An 18,303-nucleotide genomic window follows, 5' to 3' on the forward strand; every position below is an offset into this window, starting at 1 on the left:
CAGGGGTGTCCATTACACTCGGGGGCTGTGACTTCCCAAAGCCGAAAACGGCCCGCCTATCTCCGTATCTCGGATGCCCTACGCGACAAGATCGAACGCAACGAACTAGAACCCGGTCAGAAATTTCTTACCGAACGCGAATTGGTCCGGGAATTCCATGTCGCGCGCATGACCGTGCGCCATGCCTTAGACATTTTGGAAGTAGAAGGCCTCATTGACCGCCGCCGCGGGCGCAGTGGCGGCACCTACGTGCGCACGGTTCCCCCTACACTGAGCCTGACCAACAAGGACAATATCGTCACCCAGCTGCGAGAGCGCGGGCACGACACCGCCGTGCGCGTGGTCTCCGTTAACAAGGCCCACGTGCCCAAGCATGTAGCAGCGGTACTGGGCGTTAGCGATTCCACCTTTGCGTGGGATATCAAGCGCCTCTATACCGTCGATGGCAAGCCCGTCATCCTTTCGCGCTACACCATCCCGGTAGATATGGCTCCCGATCTCAATCAGCACGATCTGCGCGAGCCCATTATGGAAATCCTGGCTGGCTACAACCTCAAGCCCGTCTTTAAACGCGAGAGCATGCGCGCCGCTACCGCTCGTACCGAAGAGCAGAAACTTTTGCACGTGAGCCGATCACACCCGCTGCTTCGGTTCGTGCGGCTGCTCAAGACCAAATCGGGCGGGGTCTTTGCCTATATTGAAGAGTCGCTGCGCTCTGATATCGCCAACGTCGAAGTGGTCTTGGGCGAGGATCCCGCGCCGCAACCCCTACCGGGCCAGGGCAACGGCGCGGGAAGTCGGCTTAGCTAGCGTCTACCTGGCGGTTGCGCAGCGCGCGGGCCACGCGGTCACGCTGCTCGGTGACCGTACGGCGCAGACCACCCGGCAGATCCTTCTTCAAAAAGGCATCGGCGCGCTCCAGGCCCTTGTGCGTGATATCCCAGGAAGGGAAGAGACCCGTCACGGTGGTCAGTGCCACCTCGGAGGATTGGGAAGACCATACCTTTTCTGCGATATCGAAGAACTCCGCGGTGGGCAGGAACTCATCGCTATGCGGGTAGAGCAGGCCTTCCAGCTTGGAGGTGAGCTCGCGGTTGGTGAGATTTCCCGCCACGATTTCTTCCCATACCGCGCGCTTGTTCTCGGCGGTTGCCACGGCTGCGCGGGCACGCAGGGAAGAGTAGTAGCCGGTGGCGGAATTATCGCGCTCGAGTTGCGCATCCGCGGCAGCGGGGACGTCTTCTACCGCGCCATCGGCGGCAAGTGCCGCCAGTGCGGACCAGCGCAGCCCCGCATCCGCGGAGGACTCGAGCACGCCCCGCAGATAGTCGCGCGCGCTATCGTGCAGGCGAATCTTCGCCAGTGCCTGGGTGCAGATGATGGAGCGCTGGGCATCGGGGCTGTGGGCGCCGTCGAGGAGGGCGTCGGCAAGCAGGGTGCTCTGGGCGGCCCACTGTGGATCGGCATAGTTCTTCAGCGCGCTAGACGCCTGCAAGACAATGCGCTCGAGGACGGCGAGCTCCGTCTCCGCCTGCATGCCGCGGGCAACCAGCTGGATGAAATCGCGGGCGCGCATAGTACCGGCGCGGGTCATCTCCCAAGCAGTAGACCAGCACAGGGTGCGGGCCATGGGATCGGCGAACTTATCAATATTGTCCAGCAGGAATTGCAGGGAACCCGCGTCCAGCTCGATGAGGCAATAGGTCAGGTCATCGTCGTTGGGCAGCAGGAAATCAATGTCTGCCAACTGGCGGCCGATGAGCTCTGGAATCTCGGTGGAAGCGCCATCGATATCCATCTCGATGCGATCGGTGCGCACCACCTTGCCGTCCTGCAGGTTATACAGGCCTACCGCCACGCGGTGGGTGCGCAGGGTATCGCCGCCCTGGGTGAGATAAGCATGGGTAATCGTGCCGGACTCATCCGCATTGAGCGCTACGCTGAGCGTATTGATGCCGGAGGTCTTGAGCCACTGCTGCGCCCAGAAGGAAAGGTCGCGGCCGGAGGCCTCTTCCAGGTGGCGCAACAGATCATCAAAGGTGGCATTTCCCCATGCATGGGCGGCGAAGTGGCGGCGCACACCGGCCAGGAAGTTCTCTCGGCCGACATAAGCCTGCAGCTGCTTCAGCACTGAAGCGCCCTTGGCGTAAGTGATGCCATCGAAGTTTTGCTCCACCGTTTCGATATCGCTGGCATCGGTGGAAATCGGGTGGGTGGTCGGCAGCTGATCCTGCTGATAAGCCCAGGATTTCTCCACATTCGCAAAGGTGACCCACGCAGTATCGTATTCGGTTTCCTCTGCCTGGGAGATGGCGGCGGACCAGGTGGCGAAGGACTCATTGAGCCACAAATCGTCCCACCACTGCATGGTGACCAGGTCACCGAACCACATATGGGCCAACTCGTGCAGGACGGTATCGGCGCGGCGCTCATATTTATAGTGCGTGGCCTGGGAAGTAAAGACGTACTCATCGCGGATGGTGACGCAGCCGGCATTTTCCATCGCGCCGGCGTTGAACTCCGGCACGAAAATTTGGTCATACTTGCCAAAGGGGTAGGGGAAGCCGAAGTTGCGGTGGTAGAAATCAAAGCCCTGCTTGGTCTCAGTAAATAGGCGCTCGGCATCCAGCGCGTGGGCGAGCGAAGCGCGGCAGTAGATGCCGAGTGGCACCTCGAGCTTTTGGGCCGGCTTGCCCTCTGGGTGTGCGGTCAGCTCGCCGCGCCAGGTATCGGTCACCTCGTGGTACGGGCCGGCGCACAGGGCTACCAGGTAGGTGGACAACGGGTAGTCAATAGTCGTGCTGGCCACATCGCCCTCCCAGGTCACCGGGCCATTGCTAATGATGGTCCACTCTTCGGGCGCCTTAAAATGCAGCGCGTAGGTGGCCTTCATATCCGGCTGGTCAAAGCAGGCGAAGACGCGCTTGGCATCGGCAGTTTCAAACTGGGTATAAAGGTAGACCTTGTCATCGGCGGGGTCGACAAAGCGGTGCAGGCCCTCACCGGTGCGGGAGTACGGGATTTTGGCGGTGACTTCCAGCGTGTAATCGGCTACCTGAAGGCCAGACAGTGGAATGCCGTAGGTGGGGTTATAGGACTCAGTGGGCAGGGGATTGCCGTTGAGGCGTACCTCCTGGATTTCCTCGGCGCGCAGATCGATAAACGCGGAGCCGATCTCCCGCGAGGTAAAGCTCACCTTCGTGGTGGACAAGAAGTGGGTGTCCGAATACTTGAGGTCTAAAGTGACATCGTAGTGGTCCACCTCGATCATTCGGGAGCGCTGAACCGCTTCCTCGCGAGTCAGGTTTATAGAGGTCATGGCCTATATTCTCCTTCTAAGCCGAAAATAGTTCTGCATCCACAGTAGTCGTGCACCTAGGCTGGTGGGGCAAACTTTTTCAATCAAAGGAGTATTTATGGCTGACGCAGTAAAGTTCTGGTTCGACGTATCTTGCCCCTTCGCGTGGGCCACCTCGCGCTGGATTAAGGAAGTAGAAAAGGTGCGCGACATTGAGGTCGAGTTCGAGCCTATGTCCCTGTCCGTGCTCAATGACGGCCGCGATCTTGACTCCACCTATATGGACATGATGAAGGCTAACTGGGGCCCAGCCCGCGTCTTTGCCAAAGTCAAGGCCGAGCGCCCAGAAAAGGTAGACGAGCTCTACACCGCAATGGGCACCCTGATTCACGCCAAGGGCAACGGTATGCGCACCGGTTTTGGCGCTTATGATGACATCATCGCCCAGGCCCTAGCGGAGGTGGACCTCCCCGCCGAGTTCGCCGAGGTAGCCAATACCGAGGACTATGATGAGAAGCTGCGCGAGTACCACCACAACGGCATTTCCGCTGTGGGCGATGAGGTAGGCACCCCGGTTATCAAGCTGGGCGAGACCGCCTTCTTTGGCCCAGTCATTACCCGCATTCCTACCGGCGAAGAAGCAGGCGAGCTTTTCGACGCCTCCCTGCGCCTTGCCCAGTACCCCTACTTCTTCGAGCTCAAGCGCTCCCGCACCGAGATGCCCCAGGTGGAGGAGAACTAAGCCAAAACGAGGATCATTACTCACCTCACGCTCCAGTAGAAGGCGCTGGTGAGTCAAACCCTTCTGACGTAGGGGCATGGGGCTAAATTGCGCACTCTTGCTGCTGGATTTGCGGGACCAAAATGGTTTTGCAAGGAGAACTCAGCAGCGGTAAGCGGAGAAGCTGCGGAGAAACTAAGGGAAGCCGGAAGACAGGGCGTGCCTTCCTTGCCTGCCCCTATTTAGTCTTTAATTCTCCGCATAAATCAGAGAATGCATTATCCCGGATAGGATTCGCAGCCCACACCGTCGCCGTTAGCGTCCCGTGCCGGCGAGTAGTCAGGGTCGCCAGGATAGACTTTGTGCCCAATTTCGGCGCAGGTTCGACCAGATCCACCACCGGCTGGTGCTGGGTCGTTTTGTTGCTCGGCCGGCGGTGCTACGAATTGCTGTGCAACCTGTGGCGCCATTTCATCTGAGCATTGTTGAGTCCAACCGGAGGTGCCGTCCGAGAAAAACGTTGTGCCGCGTTCATGAATTGAGGGGTCTCCACAAGAGGAAACGGTCTTCTCTGCAGGAGCTTGCTCAGCTTGTTCTTCCTCATCTGAGTCGCCTAATGCAGCGTTCGGGTTATCGTGTACGTGGAGATCGTCATCGTCGTGCTCATCCTCTTCGCCAGGTTCTTCGACCTCTGATGGAGGCGTAACCTCGCTAATTGAGGAGGTAGTGGCGCTACTTGTCGAGCTAGTCGTAGAGGACGTGGTGGTGCTCGACGGACTGCTGCTGGTCGTGCTCGAAGTGGTCTCGGAGCTTTCACCTGAATCGCTACATGCTGATATCAAAAGCGTGGTTGTGACGAGAATAGGTAGTAGTTTTTTCATGCTCTAGTCCTTTGGGGGAGAGTTTCAGACTCTTACTAAGAGGCTACTCGGTTCTTAGCCATTTCCTGTCCTGTTCTGGATATGAATCGTCTGATTTCTAGAATTGAAGCGACGGTAAGTGGTGCCGGAGCTGATCGTTGCCGGCAGCCTAAAGGCAAAGAAAGAGTTTCCACCCAAAAAATCTGTTTCTTGGAGCTACTGGGCGCTCTTTTCGCGTCGGCGCAGCTGAATCGCAGCGCCGACGCACAGTGCGATGGTTAGCGGGGTCAAGATGAACGCCGGCAGACCTGCGATATTGATAGAGGGAAGTTCCATGCCGGCCCGAAAGTCGTCCCACGCGACTAGCGCCCAGGATGCCCACGAGGCACCGGCAAGAAGCGCGATAATGCCGGCCGCAATTGCGCCCCCGTTGGACCTCGGTTTCCCGCGCACCTTTTGCGCAATCCACCACACTCCCAGGCCCAGGTGAGCCAAAGTGGCAAGAATGCTTGCGATAAGCGGGAGGAGGAAGCCCCCGCTGCCGGAAACTTGAACGCCAAGCATAATGATGCAGGCGAGAAGGCTCCCGCCGTAGAGCGCGAGGACTGGTTTGGTTATAGGCATGGCTTTCCTCCTTTATAGCGATTGTGGTCGCCCGCGAGCCTATCAGGAAAATGTAATACGAAACAGGGTGGGCGCTAAGCCTCCTCCAGACGCGCCGGGCCGGTAGAATGTGGGCCATGCGCGTATATCTAGGAGCAGACCACGCAGGTTTCGAAACCAAGAACCTGATCGCTGAACACCTCACCAAGCAGGGCCACGAAGTCATTGACTGCGGCGCCCATACCTACGATGCCGAGGATGACTATCCAGCCTTCTGCATCGAAGCGGCACAACGCACCGTCAACGACCCAGGCTCCCTGGGCATCGTGCTCGGCGGCTCCGGCAACGGCGAGCAGATTGCCGCCAATAAGGTCAAGGGTGCTCGCTGCGCACTGGCCTGGTCCGCAGAGACCGCCCGCCTTGCCCGTGAGCACAACAATGCCCAGCTCATCGGCATCGGTGGCCGCATGCACACCGAGGAGCAGGCACTGGAAATCGTCGACGCCTTCCTAGACCAAGAATGGTCCCGCGCGGAGCGCCACCAGCGCCGCATCGACATCTTGGCGGAATACGAGCGCACCGGCATCGCCCCGGAGTTGCCAGAGGCCTAAGCCACGCAAAACGCCGCGGACCAATGGTGGTTCCGCGGCGTTTCTGTGTGCGCACCGGTCGGCTCGGCCGAGGCGCTAAGGCTTAAGCGTCATTCATGTCATTCGGGTGCGGACCGCCACGTCCCTCTTCGCCCTCATCCAAGGCGGTGATGGCAGACATCTCGTCCTCGGTGAGCTCAAAGCCGAAGACGTCGAAATTCTCCGCGATGCGCGATGGCGTGGCGGACTTGGGGAAGAGGATGACGCCATTCTGCAGGTGCCAGCGGATGACGACCTGCGCTGGGCTGACATCGTGCGCTGCAGCGGCGTCGGTGACCTCGGGGGCATCCAAAATATCGCTCTTACCCTGGCCCAAAGGCCCCCATGCCTCAATAGCTACGGTGTGGGCGCGGAAGGCGTCCAGCTCGCGCCAGCGCTGCAGGTAGGGGTGAAGCTCGACCTGATTGACCGCCGGCTTAACGTCGGTCTTGAGCTCCAGCTGGTCCAGGTGCTCGAGCTCGAAGTTGGAGACGCCGATGGACTTTGCCTTGCCCTGCTTCTGCAACTCGATGAGCTGCTGCCAGGCCTCGACGTAGGTTCCCTTCGCCGGGGTCGGCCAATGGATGAGGTAGAGATCCACATACTCTAGGCCGAGCTTGTCCAAAGACTCATCAAGAGCTGCGGCGGCATCGGTCTGGCGGTCATTCCACAGCTTGGTGGTGACAAAAAGTTCCTCGCGCGGGATGCCGGACTTCGCAATAGCCTTACCTACGCCTTCTTCATTGCCATAGATAGCGGCGGTATCGATATGGCGATAGCCCACGCGCAGGGCCTCGGCTACCAGCTCTTCGGTCTTATCCGGATCCATCTGGAATACGCCAAAGCCCAGCTGCGGGATGGTATTGCCGTCATTAAGGGTGATGTTAGGTACGCTCATGCGCCCCAGACTACCTGCCTACTGCAGTGGGCCGAGCGTGATGAATTTATTCCACGTCTCCCACTCATCTTGCAGGCGGGCGCGCTCGTGGGGTGGGGTAGCGGTGCCGTCGATAAGCGCGGCATCAATCATGCGCACGCCATTGTCAAAGAACAACGCGGCGTGCCCCGAGGCGCCATGGCGCAGTACCGGAACCAAGTTCAACCCATCGAAGGACAAGCGAGCATTGGGCCGCACATCCAGCCCGGCAATGGCGGCGAGGGTGGGCGCCAAGTCAATAGGGGAGACCAGCTCGTTATTCTCTCCGGTTTCCGCCACGCCCGGCCATAGCACCGACATCGGGGCATTTCCACCTAGCAGGGAGCAGACGGCAATGACGCCTTCAACCTGGTCGAGTTCCTCCAGGCTGGGCTGTTCTAGCAAGCGAAAGACGTCTTCACCGGCCGGTTGCGTGTCTTCGCGGACCTCATAGCCCACCCCAGCAAAAACCTCGTTGATGCGCGTGGTGGCCTGTCGCTGCGGGTACTGGCCGGTCAGGGTGCCGCGGCGGGAGTCCGCATAGGTTTCCGAAGGCACCCACGTGTTTTTAAAACGAACGCCGCGCAGTGCGGTTTCCGGCGCATGGTCAAAGGTCGCAAGAGTGATATCCATGGACTCAATTCTAGGCTTGCCGACGCCCCCTTCGGCCAACTTTGCTTAGTGATATTGGTGAGCGGACGCTCGCCGAGACGATTCAACGATTTCGTCCCTATAAATCGCCTATTTCGTCGACGGTCGCGGTGGTTTAAATGGACGAAATCGTTGAAAGTAGCTTCCTAAGGGGAGCTGGCGCTAATCGAGCTCCAGCCCCTCGATACCGTGCACCGTCACGGTCTCTGAGAGAGGCGCGCGGCCTGGGGCCGTATTAAAGACTGGGCTAGATTCATCGGCCGTACCAAAGGTGATGGCGGTGACCAGCTTGTAGTCCTCGTCCACGCCGAGGAATTCGCGTGCGGTTGGCGCAATTAGGGAAATCATGCCCTGCGGGATGCCGTGATAACCGTGTGCCTCCAGGGAAAGCAGGAAGTTTTCGGTGTAGGTTCCCTGGTCAAAGGCGGCACGGATGCGGTCGCCCATCGGTGGGATAAAAAGAAGTACCGCATGCGGCGCGCCAAAGAAGCGCAGGTTTTCTCGGACGAACTCCACGCGGCCTTCTTTATCCTCGCGCTCAATGCCCAGCAGCCCGTACATTTTGGCGGCCAGTTCTTGGGAACGCTGGGGATGGATGCCCTCACCATAATCGGTGGTGAAGTCCGGGCTGAGGCCGTTGGTGTCGAATTCCTTAATCAGCGCGGCGCTGAGCTCTTTGAGCTTTTCTCCGCCCACCACGTGGACGTTCCACGGCTGGGTATTGGAGTTGGACGGTGCGGATTGAGCGTCCTCCAAGACCTGCTTGATGTCTTCTACCGGCATGGGGTCTGGCAGAAACGCGCGAGGCGAATGACGGTTGCGGATAAACTCCGAATACTTATTGGTTGAAGTCATGCGCGCCACCCTACACTTCGTTGCACGCGTACGCCGTTTACCATGAGTAGCCAGCGATGATGGATGCAAAACAGAAAATCGCCCACCTGAAAGATGGGCGATACGTGGAGGGAATGACGGGAATCGAACCCGCGTCTTCAGCTTGGAAGGCTGAGGTATTAGCCACTATACGACATTCCCACAGCGCGCTATTGAAACGCTGCGCCATACTTTAGCGCACGCGGCGGCAAAAATGAAAATAGGGAACTAGGCTGGCGCCCGAGCCGTTGTTATAAGCGGAACGGCCCTACCAATAGAAAGCGATGATCATAGTGGTAATTTTGCTCCTTGTGCTGGCAGTGGGTGGAGGCGCGTGGTTTATGTCTTCGCGCAACTCGCAAAAACGCCGCGAGGAACGAGAAGCACAGCAATTGGCCGATGCGCAAGCAGATGCTCGCCGGTGGATTGAACGCCTGGGTGGACAGGTAATGCAGATTTCTGGCACCGATTCTGCCTCCCAGCAGGCAATGGCCGATGCATCCGAGCGCTTTACTGCGGCTAACTCAGCAATTTCGCGCGCCACCACCGCAAAGCAGGCAAACCTAGCGCGTGAGTCCGCTCTGGAAGGCATGCACTATGTGAATGCCGCGCGCGAGATTATGGGCATGAACCCGGGCCCAGAGTTGCCACCGCTCGAGGGGCAGCGCGCCGCCGGCAAGGTAACGGAAAGGCGCACGGTGGAAGCGAATGGTCAGCAGATTACGGCCTCGCCGTATGCCTCCGCGGATACCCCGAACTACTACCCAGGCGGAACCGTCGCAGGGCGCCCAGTTCCGGCAGGGTGGTACTCGCGTCCGTGGTGGGCCGATGCATTGCAGACCGGCGTGTGGATGGTTGGCTACTCCATGATGTTTAATGCCCTGTTCTCCGGTATGTCTGGCATTGGTTATTCCGCGGCCGCTGCTGAAAGCGGCGACTGGGGCGGTGGTGACGGCATGGGCGATGCTGGCGACATGGGCGGTGACGCTGGCGACGCTGGCGACATGGGCGGTGGCGATGACGGCGGCGGCCTGTTTGACGGCCTTGGCGATGGCGATGGCGGTGGATTCTTTGACGGAATGTTTGATTTCGACTTCGATTTCTAGCCGATAGGCTGTCAAAATCGTCCTCTGTGCTGCGTTGATTCCATTAAGTGGGGGCCCGTTTAGGAGATTTAAAACGGACACGGTACACTGTCTCAGGTATGCAACGCAGCCAAGGTAACTTGGTGGCCTACATACGGGGCGTGGCGCAGTTTGGTAGCGCACCTGCTTTGGGAGCAGGGGGTCGCAGGTTCAAATCCTGTCGCCCCGACGTATGGGGGTCTGGAAATGCCCTAATAAGGATTTCCGGACCCCCTTTAAGTTTATGTACGTAAAACAATGAAGCCAGGGAGATTCACTCGTGAAGACCACCGTAGACAAGCTGAGCGATACCCGCGTTAAGCTCACCGTCAACGTTCCGTTTGCGGAGCTGGACCAGGAAATCGATCAAGCTTACGCGGCAATCGCGCAGCAGGTTTCTATTCCAGGTTTCCGTAAGGGCAAGGCACCGCGCCAGCTTATTGACGCTCGCTTCGGCCGCGGCCCCATCCTGGAGCAGGTTGTCAATGACATGCTGCCTTCCCGCTACGAGCAGGCAGTCAAGGAAAACGATCTGAAGGTCATCGGTCAGCCGGACGTTGACATTTCCAAGATCGAGGACAAGGACTTCGTAGAGTTCACCGCAGAGGTTGATATCCGCCCTGAGTTCGAGATTCCGGACTTCTCCAAGATCTCCGTTACCGTCCCAGCCCTAAAGGCTGACGAAGAGGACGTCGACAAGGCTCTGGAGGAGCTGGCAGAGCGCTTCGGTGAGCTCAAGGACACCAAGCGCAAGATGAAGACCGGCGACTACGCCATCATCGACATCACCGCTGAAATTGACGGCGAGAAGATCGAAGACGCTTCCACCGAGGGCCTGTCCTACCGCATTGGCGACGATGACCTTATCAAGGGTCTGGATACCGCCCTGCGCGGCATGAAGACCGGTGAGGATAACGAGTTCACCTCCACCATCCAGTCCGGTGAGCACAAGGACGAAGAGGCCACCATCAAGGTCCATGTCCAGCAGTCCAAGGAGCGCAAGCTGCCGGCTATGGACGATGAGTTCGCTCAGATGGCTTCTGAGTTCGACACCATGGACGAGCTGCGTGAATCCACCAAGACCCAGGTGGAGGAGACCAAGAAGGCTGAGCAGGCTGCACAGATCCGCGATGAGGTTCTGAAGTCCGCACTGTCCGAGGTTGAATTCGAACTCCCGCAGTCCGTAGTGGACGAGCAGGCTCACTCCCAGCTGCACCAGATCCTGGGCCAGCTGGCTCACGATGAGAAGGCACTGGCTCAGCTCCTTGAGGCACAGGGCACCTCCCGCGAAGAGTTTGATAAGCAGACTCGCGAGCAGGCAGAAGAGTCCGTCCGCACCCAGCTGTTCCTTGACGCCGTAGCCGAGAAGGAAGAGCCGGAAGTTTCCCAGCAGGAGCTGACCGACCACATCCTGTTCACCGCTCAGTCCTACGGCATGGACCCGAACCAGTTCATTCAGCAGCTGCAGTCCAACGGCCAGATCGCAAACCTCTTCTCTGACGTGCGCCGTGGCAAGGCACTGGCTGCCGCTATCTGCCGCACCACCGTCAAGGATGAAGAGGGAAACGACGTGGACGTTGACCAGTACTTCGGTGAAATCGAAGAAGAGGACGCTGCAGAAGCTTCCGAGGAGAAGTAATCTCCCGCTTGTAACGCGCTGCTGCCACATGTGTGGTGGCGAGCGCGCATGAAACCCCGGATTCAGGTAACTCAAGGATGAGCCTGAATCCGGGGTTTGTGTCATTGTGAACGCCCTCTAGGAGTCTTTGAGTACTTCGAAGAGGGCATTGGGGTTGCCCGCAAATCGTGGACACGTAGTGGGGCTACCTAGTGCTTAGGCAGCTATTTCTTTTCTACTGGTGGTTAGACCAATGTGGTTTTCGAAGTCGACGGGACTGACCATCCCTAGTGCAGAGTGCCGGCGCCGACGGTTGTAAACGACTTCCATCCAGTAGGCAACGGCCTTGCGCGCAGCATCACGGGTTGGCCAACGCTTACGGTCGTAGAACTCGGTTTTAAGCGTCGACCAGAACGACTCAGCCATCGCGTTATCAAAGCACACACCAGTACGCCCCACAGACTGAGCAATGCCCAGGTTATGGCAGACTTCCCAGAGCTTCTCGCTGGTAAATTGCGTTCCGCGGTCAGCGTGGAACACCAGCCCATCAGGAACGTCACCGCGCAGTGTATATGCCATCCGCAGGGCCCGTTCGACCAGGCATGTATCTTGAACGCTATCCATCGCCCAGCCCAGCACCCTGCGGGAATGGCCGTCGCGGACCGCACACAAGTACAACCATCCCTCGCTGGTGCGTAGGTAGGTAATATCCGACATCCACACTCGGTTGAGCTCACCAGTATCAAACATGCGCTTGACCAGGTCAGGAAGAGCTGACTTACGCTTGGATTGAATCGTTGTCACCGGGACAAAGGCACGCGGTGAAATCCCTTCAATGCCCATCATGCGCATCCGCTTAGCCACAGTCTTGCGATTCAGGGTGATCTGGTAGCGCTCGGTAAGTTCTGCGGTGATCCGCGGAGCACCATAAACCTCATCGGAGTCTTTCCAAATCTGATGAATCTTTCGGTCAACGCCATCGTAAAATGCAGCACGATCATTTTCGCCAGATAGTCGCTTCTGCTGCGTATCAGCCCATTTGTAGTATCCAGACCGAGACACTTTTAATAGCCGTGCCATGCGTTTGATGCTGTAGTTTGCCTTCTCCTGCTGCATCAATTCGAACTTTTCTGCTCGCGTTGCTTCGCGGCGAAGAAGGCTGTCGCTTTTGACAAGAACTCATTATCCATCTTGGCTTCCGCCAACTCACGGCGCAGACGAGCATTCTCAGCACGAAGATCCGCCTCACTCATCCCATCCGAGGCCCCTCGGCGTTCACGCTCGAGTTTGACCCACCGGCCTAAAAGCCCGGCGGAGACGCCAATCTCCTTAGCCACATGAGCGATCGGGCGCTCTGACTCGATTACCAAGTTCGCGGCTTCACGCCGGTACTCCGGCGTGTACTTCTTGCGCTGTTGACTCACAATGAACATCCTCTCCTACGGACACAAGATCCGCACAAATAGGGTGTCCACTAAACGAGGGTAACCTCAGCATGATGTGTGTTGGCTGGGGATACCGCTAGCCGTTCTTGGCTCTAAAGGCCTCGTCGGTCAACTGCAGGAAGCGCATAACGTAATCCTTGACAAAGTCTGCGGTACGTTGATTGAGATGTCCGGACTCTTCGAAAAGGGTGGGGGATTGGCCCAGAAATACTTCGGGCTGACCAGGGAGCGGCATGTCGAAGTAGGACAGAGCGAGGCGAAGGTTCTTCTGTGAACTGTAGCCGCCCATGCGGCCTACAGAGTGGCTAATGATACCTACGGGAAGGTTCTTCCACGCCACATCTGAGTTGGGTTTAGAGCCGATGTCCACTGCGTTTTTGAGGCAGGCAGGGATAGTGCGGTTGTTCTCTGGCGTAATGAAGAGGATCCCGCTCGAGTTCTTGATGGTCTCGCGAAAGGTGGTGTACTCAGCCGGAGTGGGCTTGTCCGTGACGGCGGGGTCATCGTAGTCGAAGTCATAGAGCGGCAAGTCACGGATTTCCACGATGTTTGCCTCGTAGCCTTCAGGGATCATCGTGAGCACCTCGTGTGCAATCTTGCGTGCAAATGACTCTCGGCGCAGGCTGCCGACGATAACGCTGATATGTGGGGTGGTCATGGTAAACCTTCTTTCTTAGTTGGGTGTAGGGAGACGTGGTCAAGGGAGAAAAGGCTTGCAGCCAAAGGCCGGTGGTGGGCCGGCAGCGTGGGCGGCGGTGAGGAAGCCATCTACTTTGTCTCCTTCTTCATGGCGGAAGTACAGTTCGATGAGTCCTAGAAGCCCCCCGAGGACGGCCTCTCGTGCGGCGGATGTATTCAACAGCCGCATGGCTGCGGGTTGGTTTCCTTCGCGGATGGCTTCAAACAGCGCGATGGTCTCAAGCCAGCTTCCTTGGTCCGGTCGCGGAAAAGGTTTAGAAATCCCAGTCATCATCACTCGTTTCTTCAGCAGTACCAATGACATAGGAGGAACCAGATCCGGAGAAGAAGTCATGGTTCTCATCTGCTCCGGGGGCTAGGGCCGCGAGGATTTCTGGGTTCACTTCCGTTTCTTCGGGCGGGAAATAATCCGGGTAGCCCAAATTCATGAGTGCCTTATTGGCGTTATAGCGAACGAACACGGCTACATCATCCATGAGTCCCAAAGGCTCATATAGCTCGCCGGAATAGTCCAGCTCTAGTGCATAAAGCTCTTCTAGCAAAGAAATGGTGAAATCATGCATCTCCTTCTGCCGTAGCGGGGTCGTGGATTCCAGACCACGCTGATATTTGTAACCCGAGTAGTAGCCGTGCACTGCCTTGTCACGCAGAATGAGGCGGATCATGTCTGCCGTATTTGTCAGGGTGGCGTGGACAGAAAAGTGCAAGGGAAGATAGAAACCCGCGTAGAGAAGCAGCGAGGAAAGCAACGTCGATGACACCTTGCGTTTGAGTGGATCCGGCCCAAAATAGTGCGCGAGAACTTTCTTGGCGCGTGCCTGGAGAAGGTCGTTATTCACCGCCCAGCGGTATGCTTCATCAATTTCCTTTGTACTGCTCAGGGTAGAAAACACTGAAGAGTATGAACGGGCATGGACTGACTGCATGAACGCGATGTTGGTATACACGGCCTCCTCGTGTTCGGTGCGGGCATCTTGAATCTGACAGATTTCACCCACGGTGGCCTGGACAGTATCCAGGGTGGTGAGTCCCGTGAACACCCGCATGGTGAGGTTGCGTTCCTCGGGTGTCATCTTCTGCCACGCCGGGAGATCATTAGAAAGCGGGACCTTCTCTGGCAACCAAAAGTTGGTGGTTAGACGGTTCCACACTTCAAGATCCTTGTCATCGCTCACCCGGTTCCAATTGATGGCGCGGATGCGGGCTGAAGGATCATGCCGGTAGCTCGGCGGAGTAACTGAAATGCTGGTTAGTTCAGCACTATTCGATGTTGACGACATAGCTTCTTTCTTTCTGAGTGAGTGGTTGTGGACAAGGGGGAGGACCGTGCTCCTACAAAGCACAGGAGACGCAGCCTTCGACCTCGGTTCCTTGGAGCGCGGATTGGCGTAAACGGATGTAGTAGAGGGTCTTGATTCCGGCTTTCCAGGCATAGATTTGTGCCTTGTTGATGTCCCGCGTGGTGGTATCAGCGGTAAAGAACAAGGTCAGGGAAAGCCCTTGGTCCACGTGTTGGGTGGCCATGGCGTAGGTGTCGATGATTTTTTCGTATCCCACGGCGTAGGAGTCATCGAAATACTCCAGGTTGTCGTTGGTCATTTCCGGCGCGGGGTAGTACACGCGCCCCAAGCGGCCTTCCTTGCGTATTTCAATTTTGGAGGCAATTGGGTGGATGGACGCGGTGGAGTCATTGATGTAGGAAATTGATCCAGTGGGTGGAACTGCCTGCAAGTAGGCGTTGTAGATGCCGTCTTGCATCACTTGATTCTTGAGCCGTAGCCAATCCTCGCGTTGAGGGATCTGCACGCCTGCTTCGTGGAAGAGCTGTTTTACGTGTTCAGTGGCTGGCGCCCAGTCTTGGTCGATGTATTTGTCAAAGTAGGCGCCAGTGGCATAGGTGGATTCTTCGAAGCCTGTGAATCGTTGACCTTTTTCAACCGCGAGTGCATGGGATGCGCGGAGCGCATGGTAGGTCACCGTGAGGAAATAGATATTTGTAAAGTCCAGTGCCTCGGCGCAGCCATAAGGAATACGCTGTGAAGCAAGGAAGCCGTGGAGATTCATTTGGCCCAGACCAATGGCATGCATGGAAGCATTTCCGTGAGCGATGGAGGGAACAGCTTCGATATTCGTCAGGTCTGAAACCTTCGTGAGGGCACGCACTGCGGTTTCGACGGTCTCCCCGAAGTCCGGCGATTCAAAAGCCTTCGCAATGTTGAGCGAACCTAGATTGCAGGAAATATCCTGGCCAACAGTGGTGTAGTCACCCGAAGCTCCGTAGGTCGATGGCGTGTTGACCTGGAGGATTTCGCTACACAGGTTGGACATATTGATATGTCCTTTGAGGGGATTAGCGCGGTTGACCGTATCCTCAAAGAGGATGTAGGGGTATCCGGATTCAAACTGAAGCTCAGCCAGCGTGGTGAAAAACTCGCGGGCCTTAATGGTCGTGTGAGAGATTCGCGGATTGGCAACCAGCTCGTCGTAGTACTCGGTGATGGACATGTCAGACATGGCTACGCCGTACTCGCGAGCGATGTCATACGGGCTAAAAAGATGCATATCCTTGTTCTCTTTGGCCAGACGGAAGGTTATATCTGGAATAACAACCCCCAGCGAAAGAGTCTTGATGCGGACTTTCTCATCGGCATTTTCCCGCTTGGTATCCAGGAAGCGAAGAATATCTGGATGGTGCGCATGCAGGTAGACGGCTCCAGCGCCCTGCCGGGAGCCCAATTGGTTGGCATAGCTGAAGCTATCTTCGAGAATCTTCATGACTGGGACTACGCCGGAAGCCTGGTTCTCAATCTTTTTGATCGGGGCTCCGGATTCGCGCAGATTGCTCAGCAACAGGGCCACTCCACCACCGCGCTTTGATAGTTGCAGTGCAGAGTTCACGCAGCGGCCAATGCTCTCCAAATTGTCTTCGATTCGCAGGAGGAAGCAGGAGACCATTTCGCCGCGCTGGGCTTTGCCTGCGTTGAGAAAAGTAGGGGTGGCGGGCTGGAAGCGTCCGGTCATGATGTCATCCACCAGCTTTTCTGCGAGCTCTTCGTCGCCCTGTGCAAGGTATAAAGCTGTGGTGGCGACGCGTTCTTCGTAGCCTTCTAGGAATCGGGAGCCATCAAAGGTTTTCAGTGCATATGAAGTGAAGAACTTAAATGCGCCGAGGAAGGTGCGGAACTGATGCTTAACTCGATGTGCTCTGTCGTACATGGCGCACAGAAAGGCGTCATCATAAAGCTCAAGGAAATCCCGCTCGTAGTACTCGTTATCAACCAACCATTCCAAGCGCTGCTTGGTGGAATCGAACTGATGCATGCGGGGAGCGACATGGTGTGTGACATAGTCTTGTGCTGCCTGAATGTCCTTGTCAAACTGGATTTTTCCAGAAGCGTCGAACAAGTTCAGCTGCGCGTTGAGTGCGTGGTAGCTCTTGCGCTTGCCGACACCGCCGGCATTGTCTGCTGAAGCGGTGCGGGGCGTAGCGCCAATAGTCTGTGTGGGGGTGGCATCAAGAGGCCACATTGTGTTTTCCAATCTGTGTGATGCGGATGTGTTCTTCATCTTGTGGGGGATTAATGGGGTGTCATCGTTAGCTGCTTTTGCTGCTTCCAAAACTTCTGAAGGCCCTGCTTTACGGCGGCGATGTCCTTCTGGGTGCCGAGAAGCTCGAAGTGATACAGCTCCGGTACGTGGCACTTGGCGGAAATGATGCGTCCGGCGACGCAGTAAGCACTTCCGAAGTTGGTATTCCCTGAGGTAATAACGCCCCGGATAAAGGAGCGGTTGATTGGGTCATTGAGGAAGTCGATGACCTGTTTGGGGACTGCGCGTTTGAGCGAGCCGCCGCCGTAGGTGGGAACGATGAGTACGTACGGGTGTGAAACCTGGATCATCCCGGTTTTCTTGGGGCGCAGTGGAATGCGCACCGCGGGTCTATCTAAGCGTTCGACGAACCTTTTCGTGTTCTCTGAAACGCTGGAAAAGTACACCAAATCTGGTGAGTCTGACATGGCAATCCTGCTCATCCTGGCCTTAGCCATAAGTGGGGTAGGTGATATTCGAAAAGACTAACTACGTAATGCCGTAGTTGCAACTACGGTCTAACGTAGTTTTGAAAAGGGCAGGTGAGAGCAGGATTAATGCAAAGGGGAATGTCTAAAGGTTGTGGTGTGCTACAAACACTGCGTCGGTAGCTGGGCGTCCAAGTACTACCCACTGAGTGCCGCCGGCCACCTGTATTTCGAGAGAATCTGAAAAGGGCGCTCCCTCGCGCGTGCTAAGAACAGCCCCAGTGACAATGCCGCGCTCTTCAAGGAACTTCAGCAGTTGTGGGTCGGAATCAGAAATGCGTTCCACGGTCACCTGCGATTGTGCACCGCTGTCGGTGAGGCGATGCGCACTGGGGATGGTGATCTGTCCATCAACCGTAGGGATAGGATCGCCGTGCGGATCCCTAGTGGGGTAATCAAGGAACTTATCCACACGTTCTATGAGCATGTCAGACACCGCGTGTTCGAGATTTTCGGCTTCATTATGGACTTCGTCCCAGGTGTAGCCCAATGCTTGAACCAAAAAAGACTCAAGCAATCGGTGACGGCGCACCATGACCAATGCGTACTGCCTGCCAAGTTCGGTTAACTCCACAGAGCCATAGGGCGTGTGTGACACGAGCCCTTGCTTCGCCATTTTGCGCACTGCATCGGAAACCGAGGAGAGCTTGAGTCCCAGCTGTTTCGCTATAAGCGTGGCGGTAACGGGCTCGGATGACCATTCCTTTAGCCCCCAGATAGCTTTCAAATAGTTCTGGGTACTGGTGGACAGCTCGGAAACAGACATGAGTAAATGTTAACCCAGCTTCCG

At 57.0% G+C, this 18,303-nt stretch carries 19 protein-coding genes and 2 tRNA genes; 7 read left to right on the forward strand and 14 right to left on the reverse strand.

Annotated features, from left to right (window positions below; translation table 11 throughout):
• The first annotated feature begins 27 nt into the window (after nucleotides 1-27).
• Nucleotides 28-810, forward strand: coding sequence for a GntR family transcriptional regulator (locus MHY13_RS12230; protein ID WP_239280497.1), 783 nt, complete (start codon nucleotides 28-30; stop codon nucleotides 808-810).
• On the opposite strand, the gene pepN is transcribed toward MHY13_RS12230, so the two are convergent.
• A complete protein-coding gene (gene pepN, locus MHY13_RS02570; protein WP_239280499.1) occupies nucleotides 803-3,319 on the reverse strand; it encodes an aminopeptidase N in 2,517 nt (838 codons plus the stop codon). The genes MHY13_RS12230 and pepN overlap by 8 nt on opposite strands.
• A 97-nt stretch (nucleotides 3,320-3,416) precedes the next feature.
• On the opposite strand from pepN, the gene MHY13_RS02575 reads away from it, so the two are divergent.
• Nucleotides 3,417-4,040: a disulfide bond formation protein DsbA gene (locus MHY13_RS02575; protein WP_204611136.1), complete on the forward strand. Its 624-nt coding sequence runs from the start codon at nucleotides 3,417-3,419 to the stop codon at nucleotides 4,038-4,040.
• A gap of 257 nt (nucleotides 4,041-4,297) precedes the next feature.
• On the opposite strand, the gene MHY13_RS12235 is transcribed toward MHY13_RS02575, so the two are convergent.
• Nucleotides 4,298-4,489, reverse strand: coding sequence for an excalibur calcium-binding domain-containing protein (locus MHY13_RS12235; protein ID WP_367398069.1), 192 nt, complete (start codon nucleotides 4,487-4,489; stop codon nucleotides 4,298-4,300).
• Nucleotides 4,490-4,745: 256 nt separating this feature from the next.
• Here MHY13_RS12235 and MHY13_RS02580 point away from each other — a divergent pair, with 256 nt between their 5' ends.
• Nucleotides 4,746-4,907, forward strand: a complete 162-nt coding sequence (locus MHY13_RS02580; RefSeq protein ID WP_005327251.1) for a hypothetical protein — start codon at nucleotides 4,746-4,748, stop codon at nucleotides 4,905-4,907.
• Nucleotides 4,908-5,095: 188 nt separating this feature from the next.
• On the opposite strand, the gene MHY13_RS02585 is transcribed toward MHY13_RS02580, so the two are convergent.
• Complete coding sequence (locus MHY13_RS02585; protein ID WP_204611138.1) at nucleotides 5,096-5,503, reverse strand: MFS transporter; 408 nt, start codon at nucleotides 5,501-5,503, stop codon at nucleotides 5,096-5,098.
• Nucleotides 5,504-5,619: 116 nt separating this feature from the next.
• Here MHY13_RS02585 and MHY13_RS02590 point away from each other — a divergent pair, with 116 nt between their 5' ends.
• A complete protein-coding gene (locus tag MHY13_RS02590; protein WP_005327249.1) occupies nucleotides 5,620-6,093 on the forward strand; it encodes a ribose-5-phosphate isomerase in 474 nt (157 codons plus the stop codon).
• 82 nt (nucleotides 6,094-6,175) lie between these two features.
• Here the strand turns inward: MHY13_RS02590 and MHY13_RS02595 are convergent, their stop codons facing one another.
• From MHY13_RS02595 to MHY13_RS02610, 4 genes are all read right to left on the reverse strand, one after another.
• Nucleotides 6,176-7,009 (reverse strand): aldo/keto reductase, encoded by an 834-nt coding sequence (locus MHY13_RS02595; protein ID WP_239236224.1) that lies wholly within the window; start codon nucleotides 7,007-7,009, stop codon nucleotides 6,176-6,178.
• Nucleotides 7,010-7,027: 18 nt separating this feature from the next.
• Nucleotides 7,028-7,660 carry a hypothetical protein gene (locus MHY13_RS02600; RefSeq protein ID WP_239280501.1) on the reverse strand — a complete coding sequence of 211 codons (633 nt, stop codon included), beginning with the start codon at nucleotides 7,658-7,660 and terminating at the stop codon, nucleotides 7,028-7,030.
• Between the two features lie 180 nt (nucleotides 7,661-7,840).
• Nucleotides 7,841-8,533, reverse strand: coding sequence for a nitroreductase (locus tag MHY13_RS02605; RefSeq protein ID WP_239280509.1), 693 nt, complete (start codon nucleotides 8,531-8,533; stop codon nucleotides 7,841-7,843).
• A gap of 105 nt (nucleotides 8,534-8,638) precedes the next feature.
• Nucleotides 8,639-8,713 (reverse strand) — tRNA-Gly (locus MHY13_RS02610).
• Between the two features lie 122 nt (nucleotides 8,714-8,835).
• On the opposite strand from MHY13_RS02610, the gene MHY13_RS02615 reads away from it, so the two are divergent.
• From MHY13_RS02615 to tig, 3 genes are all read left to right on the forward strand, one after another.
• The gene (locus MHY13_RS02615) at nucleotides 8,836-9,657 is read left to right on the forward strand and encodes a DUF1542 domain-containing protein (RefSeq protein WP_239280511.1); all 822 of its coding nucleotides are present in this window, start codon (nucleotides 8,836-8,838) and stop codon (nucleotides 9,655-9,657) included.
• 134 nt (nucleotides 9,658-9,791) lie between these two features.
• Nucleotides 9,792-9,865: transfer RNA gene (locus MHY13_RS02620), tRNA-Pro, on the forward strand.
• 90 nt (nucleotides 9,866-9,955) lie between these two features.
• On the forward strand, nucleotides 9,956-11,314 hold the full coding sequence (gene tig / locus MHY13_RS02625) for a trigger factor (RefSeq protein WP_005324044.1): 1,359 nt from the start codon (nucleotides 9,956-9,958) through the stop codon (nucleotides 11,312-11,314).
• A 195-nt stretch (nucleotides 11,315-11,509) separates the two neighbouring features.
• On the opposite strand, the gene MHY13_RS02630 is transcribed toward tig, so the two are convergent.
• The 7 genes from MHY13_RS02630 to MHY13_RS12205 all read right to left on the reverse strand — a co-directional run bounded on the left by MHY13_RS02630 (nucleotide 11,510) and on the right by MHY13_RS12205 (nucleotide 18,279).
• A protein-coding gene (locus MHY13_RS02630) for an IS3 family transposase (RefSeq protein ID WP_143111770.1) occupies nucleotides 11,510-12,726 on the reverse strand; the annotation gives its coding sequence in 2 pieces (ribosomal slippage) (nucleotides 11,510-12,465 and nucleotides 12,465-12,726; 1,218 coding nt in all).
• A gap of 88 nt (nucleotides 12,727-12,814) precedes the next feature.
• Nucleotides 12,815-13,396 carry an NADPH-dependent FMN reductase gene (locus MHY13_RS02635; RefSeq protein ID WP_005329174.1) on the reverse strand — a complete coding sequence of 194 codons (582 nt, stop codon included), beginning with the start codon at nucleotides 13,394-13,396 and terminating at the stop codon, nucleotides 12,815-12,817.
• A 39-nt stretch (nucleotides 13,397-13,435) separates the two neighbouring features.
• Nucleotides 13,436-13,606, reverse strand: coding sequence for a hypothetical protein (locus tag MHY13_RS02640; RefSeq protein WP_005329175.1), 171 nt, complete (start codon nucleotides 13,604-13,606; stop codon nucleotides 13,436-13,438).
• Between the two features lie 85 nt (nucleotides 13,607-13,691).
• Nucleotides 13,692-14,717 carry a class 1b ribonucleoside-diphosphate reductase subunit beta gene (nrdF, locus tag MHY13_RS02645; protein ID WP_005324047.1) on the reverse strand — a complete coding sequence of 342 codons (1,026 nt, stop codon included), beginning with the start codon at nucleotides 14,715-14,717 and terminating at the stop codon, nucleotides 13,692-13,694.
• A gap of 52 nt (nucleotides 14,718-14,769) precedes the next feature.
• A complete protein-coding gene (nrdE, locus tag MHY13_RS02650) occupies nucleotides 14,770-16,965 on the reverse strand; it encodes a class 1b ribonucleoside-diphosphate reductase subunit alpha (protein WP_005324048.1) in 2,196 nt (731 codons plus the stop codon).
• A 50-nt stretch (nucleotides 16,966-17,015) separates the two neighbouring features.
• Complete coding sequence (nrdI, locus tag MHY13_RS02655; RefSeq protein WP_150850436.1) at nucleotides 17,016-17,483, reverse strand: class Ib ribonucleoside-diphosphate reductase assembly flavoprotein NrdI; 468 nt, start codon at nucleotides 17,481-17,483, stop codon at nucleotides 17,016-17,018.
• A 115-nt stretch (nucleotides 17,484-17,598) separates the two neighbouring features.
• Nucleotides 17,599-18,279: a metal-dependent transcriptional regulator gene (locus MHY13_RS12205; RefSeq protein WP_005324050.1), complete on the reverse strand. Its 681-nt coding sequence runs from the start codon at nucleotides 18,277-18,279 to the stop codon at nucleotides 17,599-17,601.
• Between the last annotated feature and the right edge of the window lie 24 nt (nucleotides 18,280-18,303).

This window comes from Corynebacterium sp. ACRPE (assembly GCF_022347435.1).
Classification (GTDB): domain Bacteria; phylum Actinomycetota; class Actinomycetes; order Mycobacteriales; family Mycobacteriaceae; genus Corynebacterium; species Corynebacterium tuberculostearicum_D.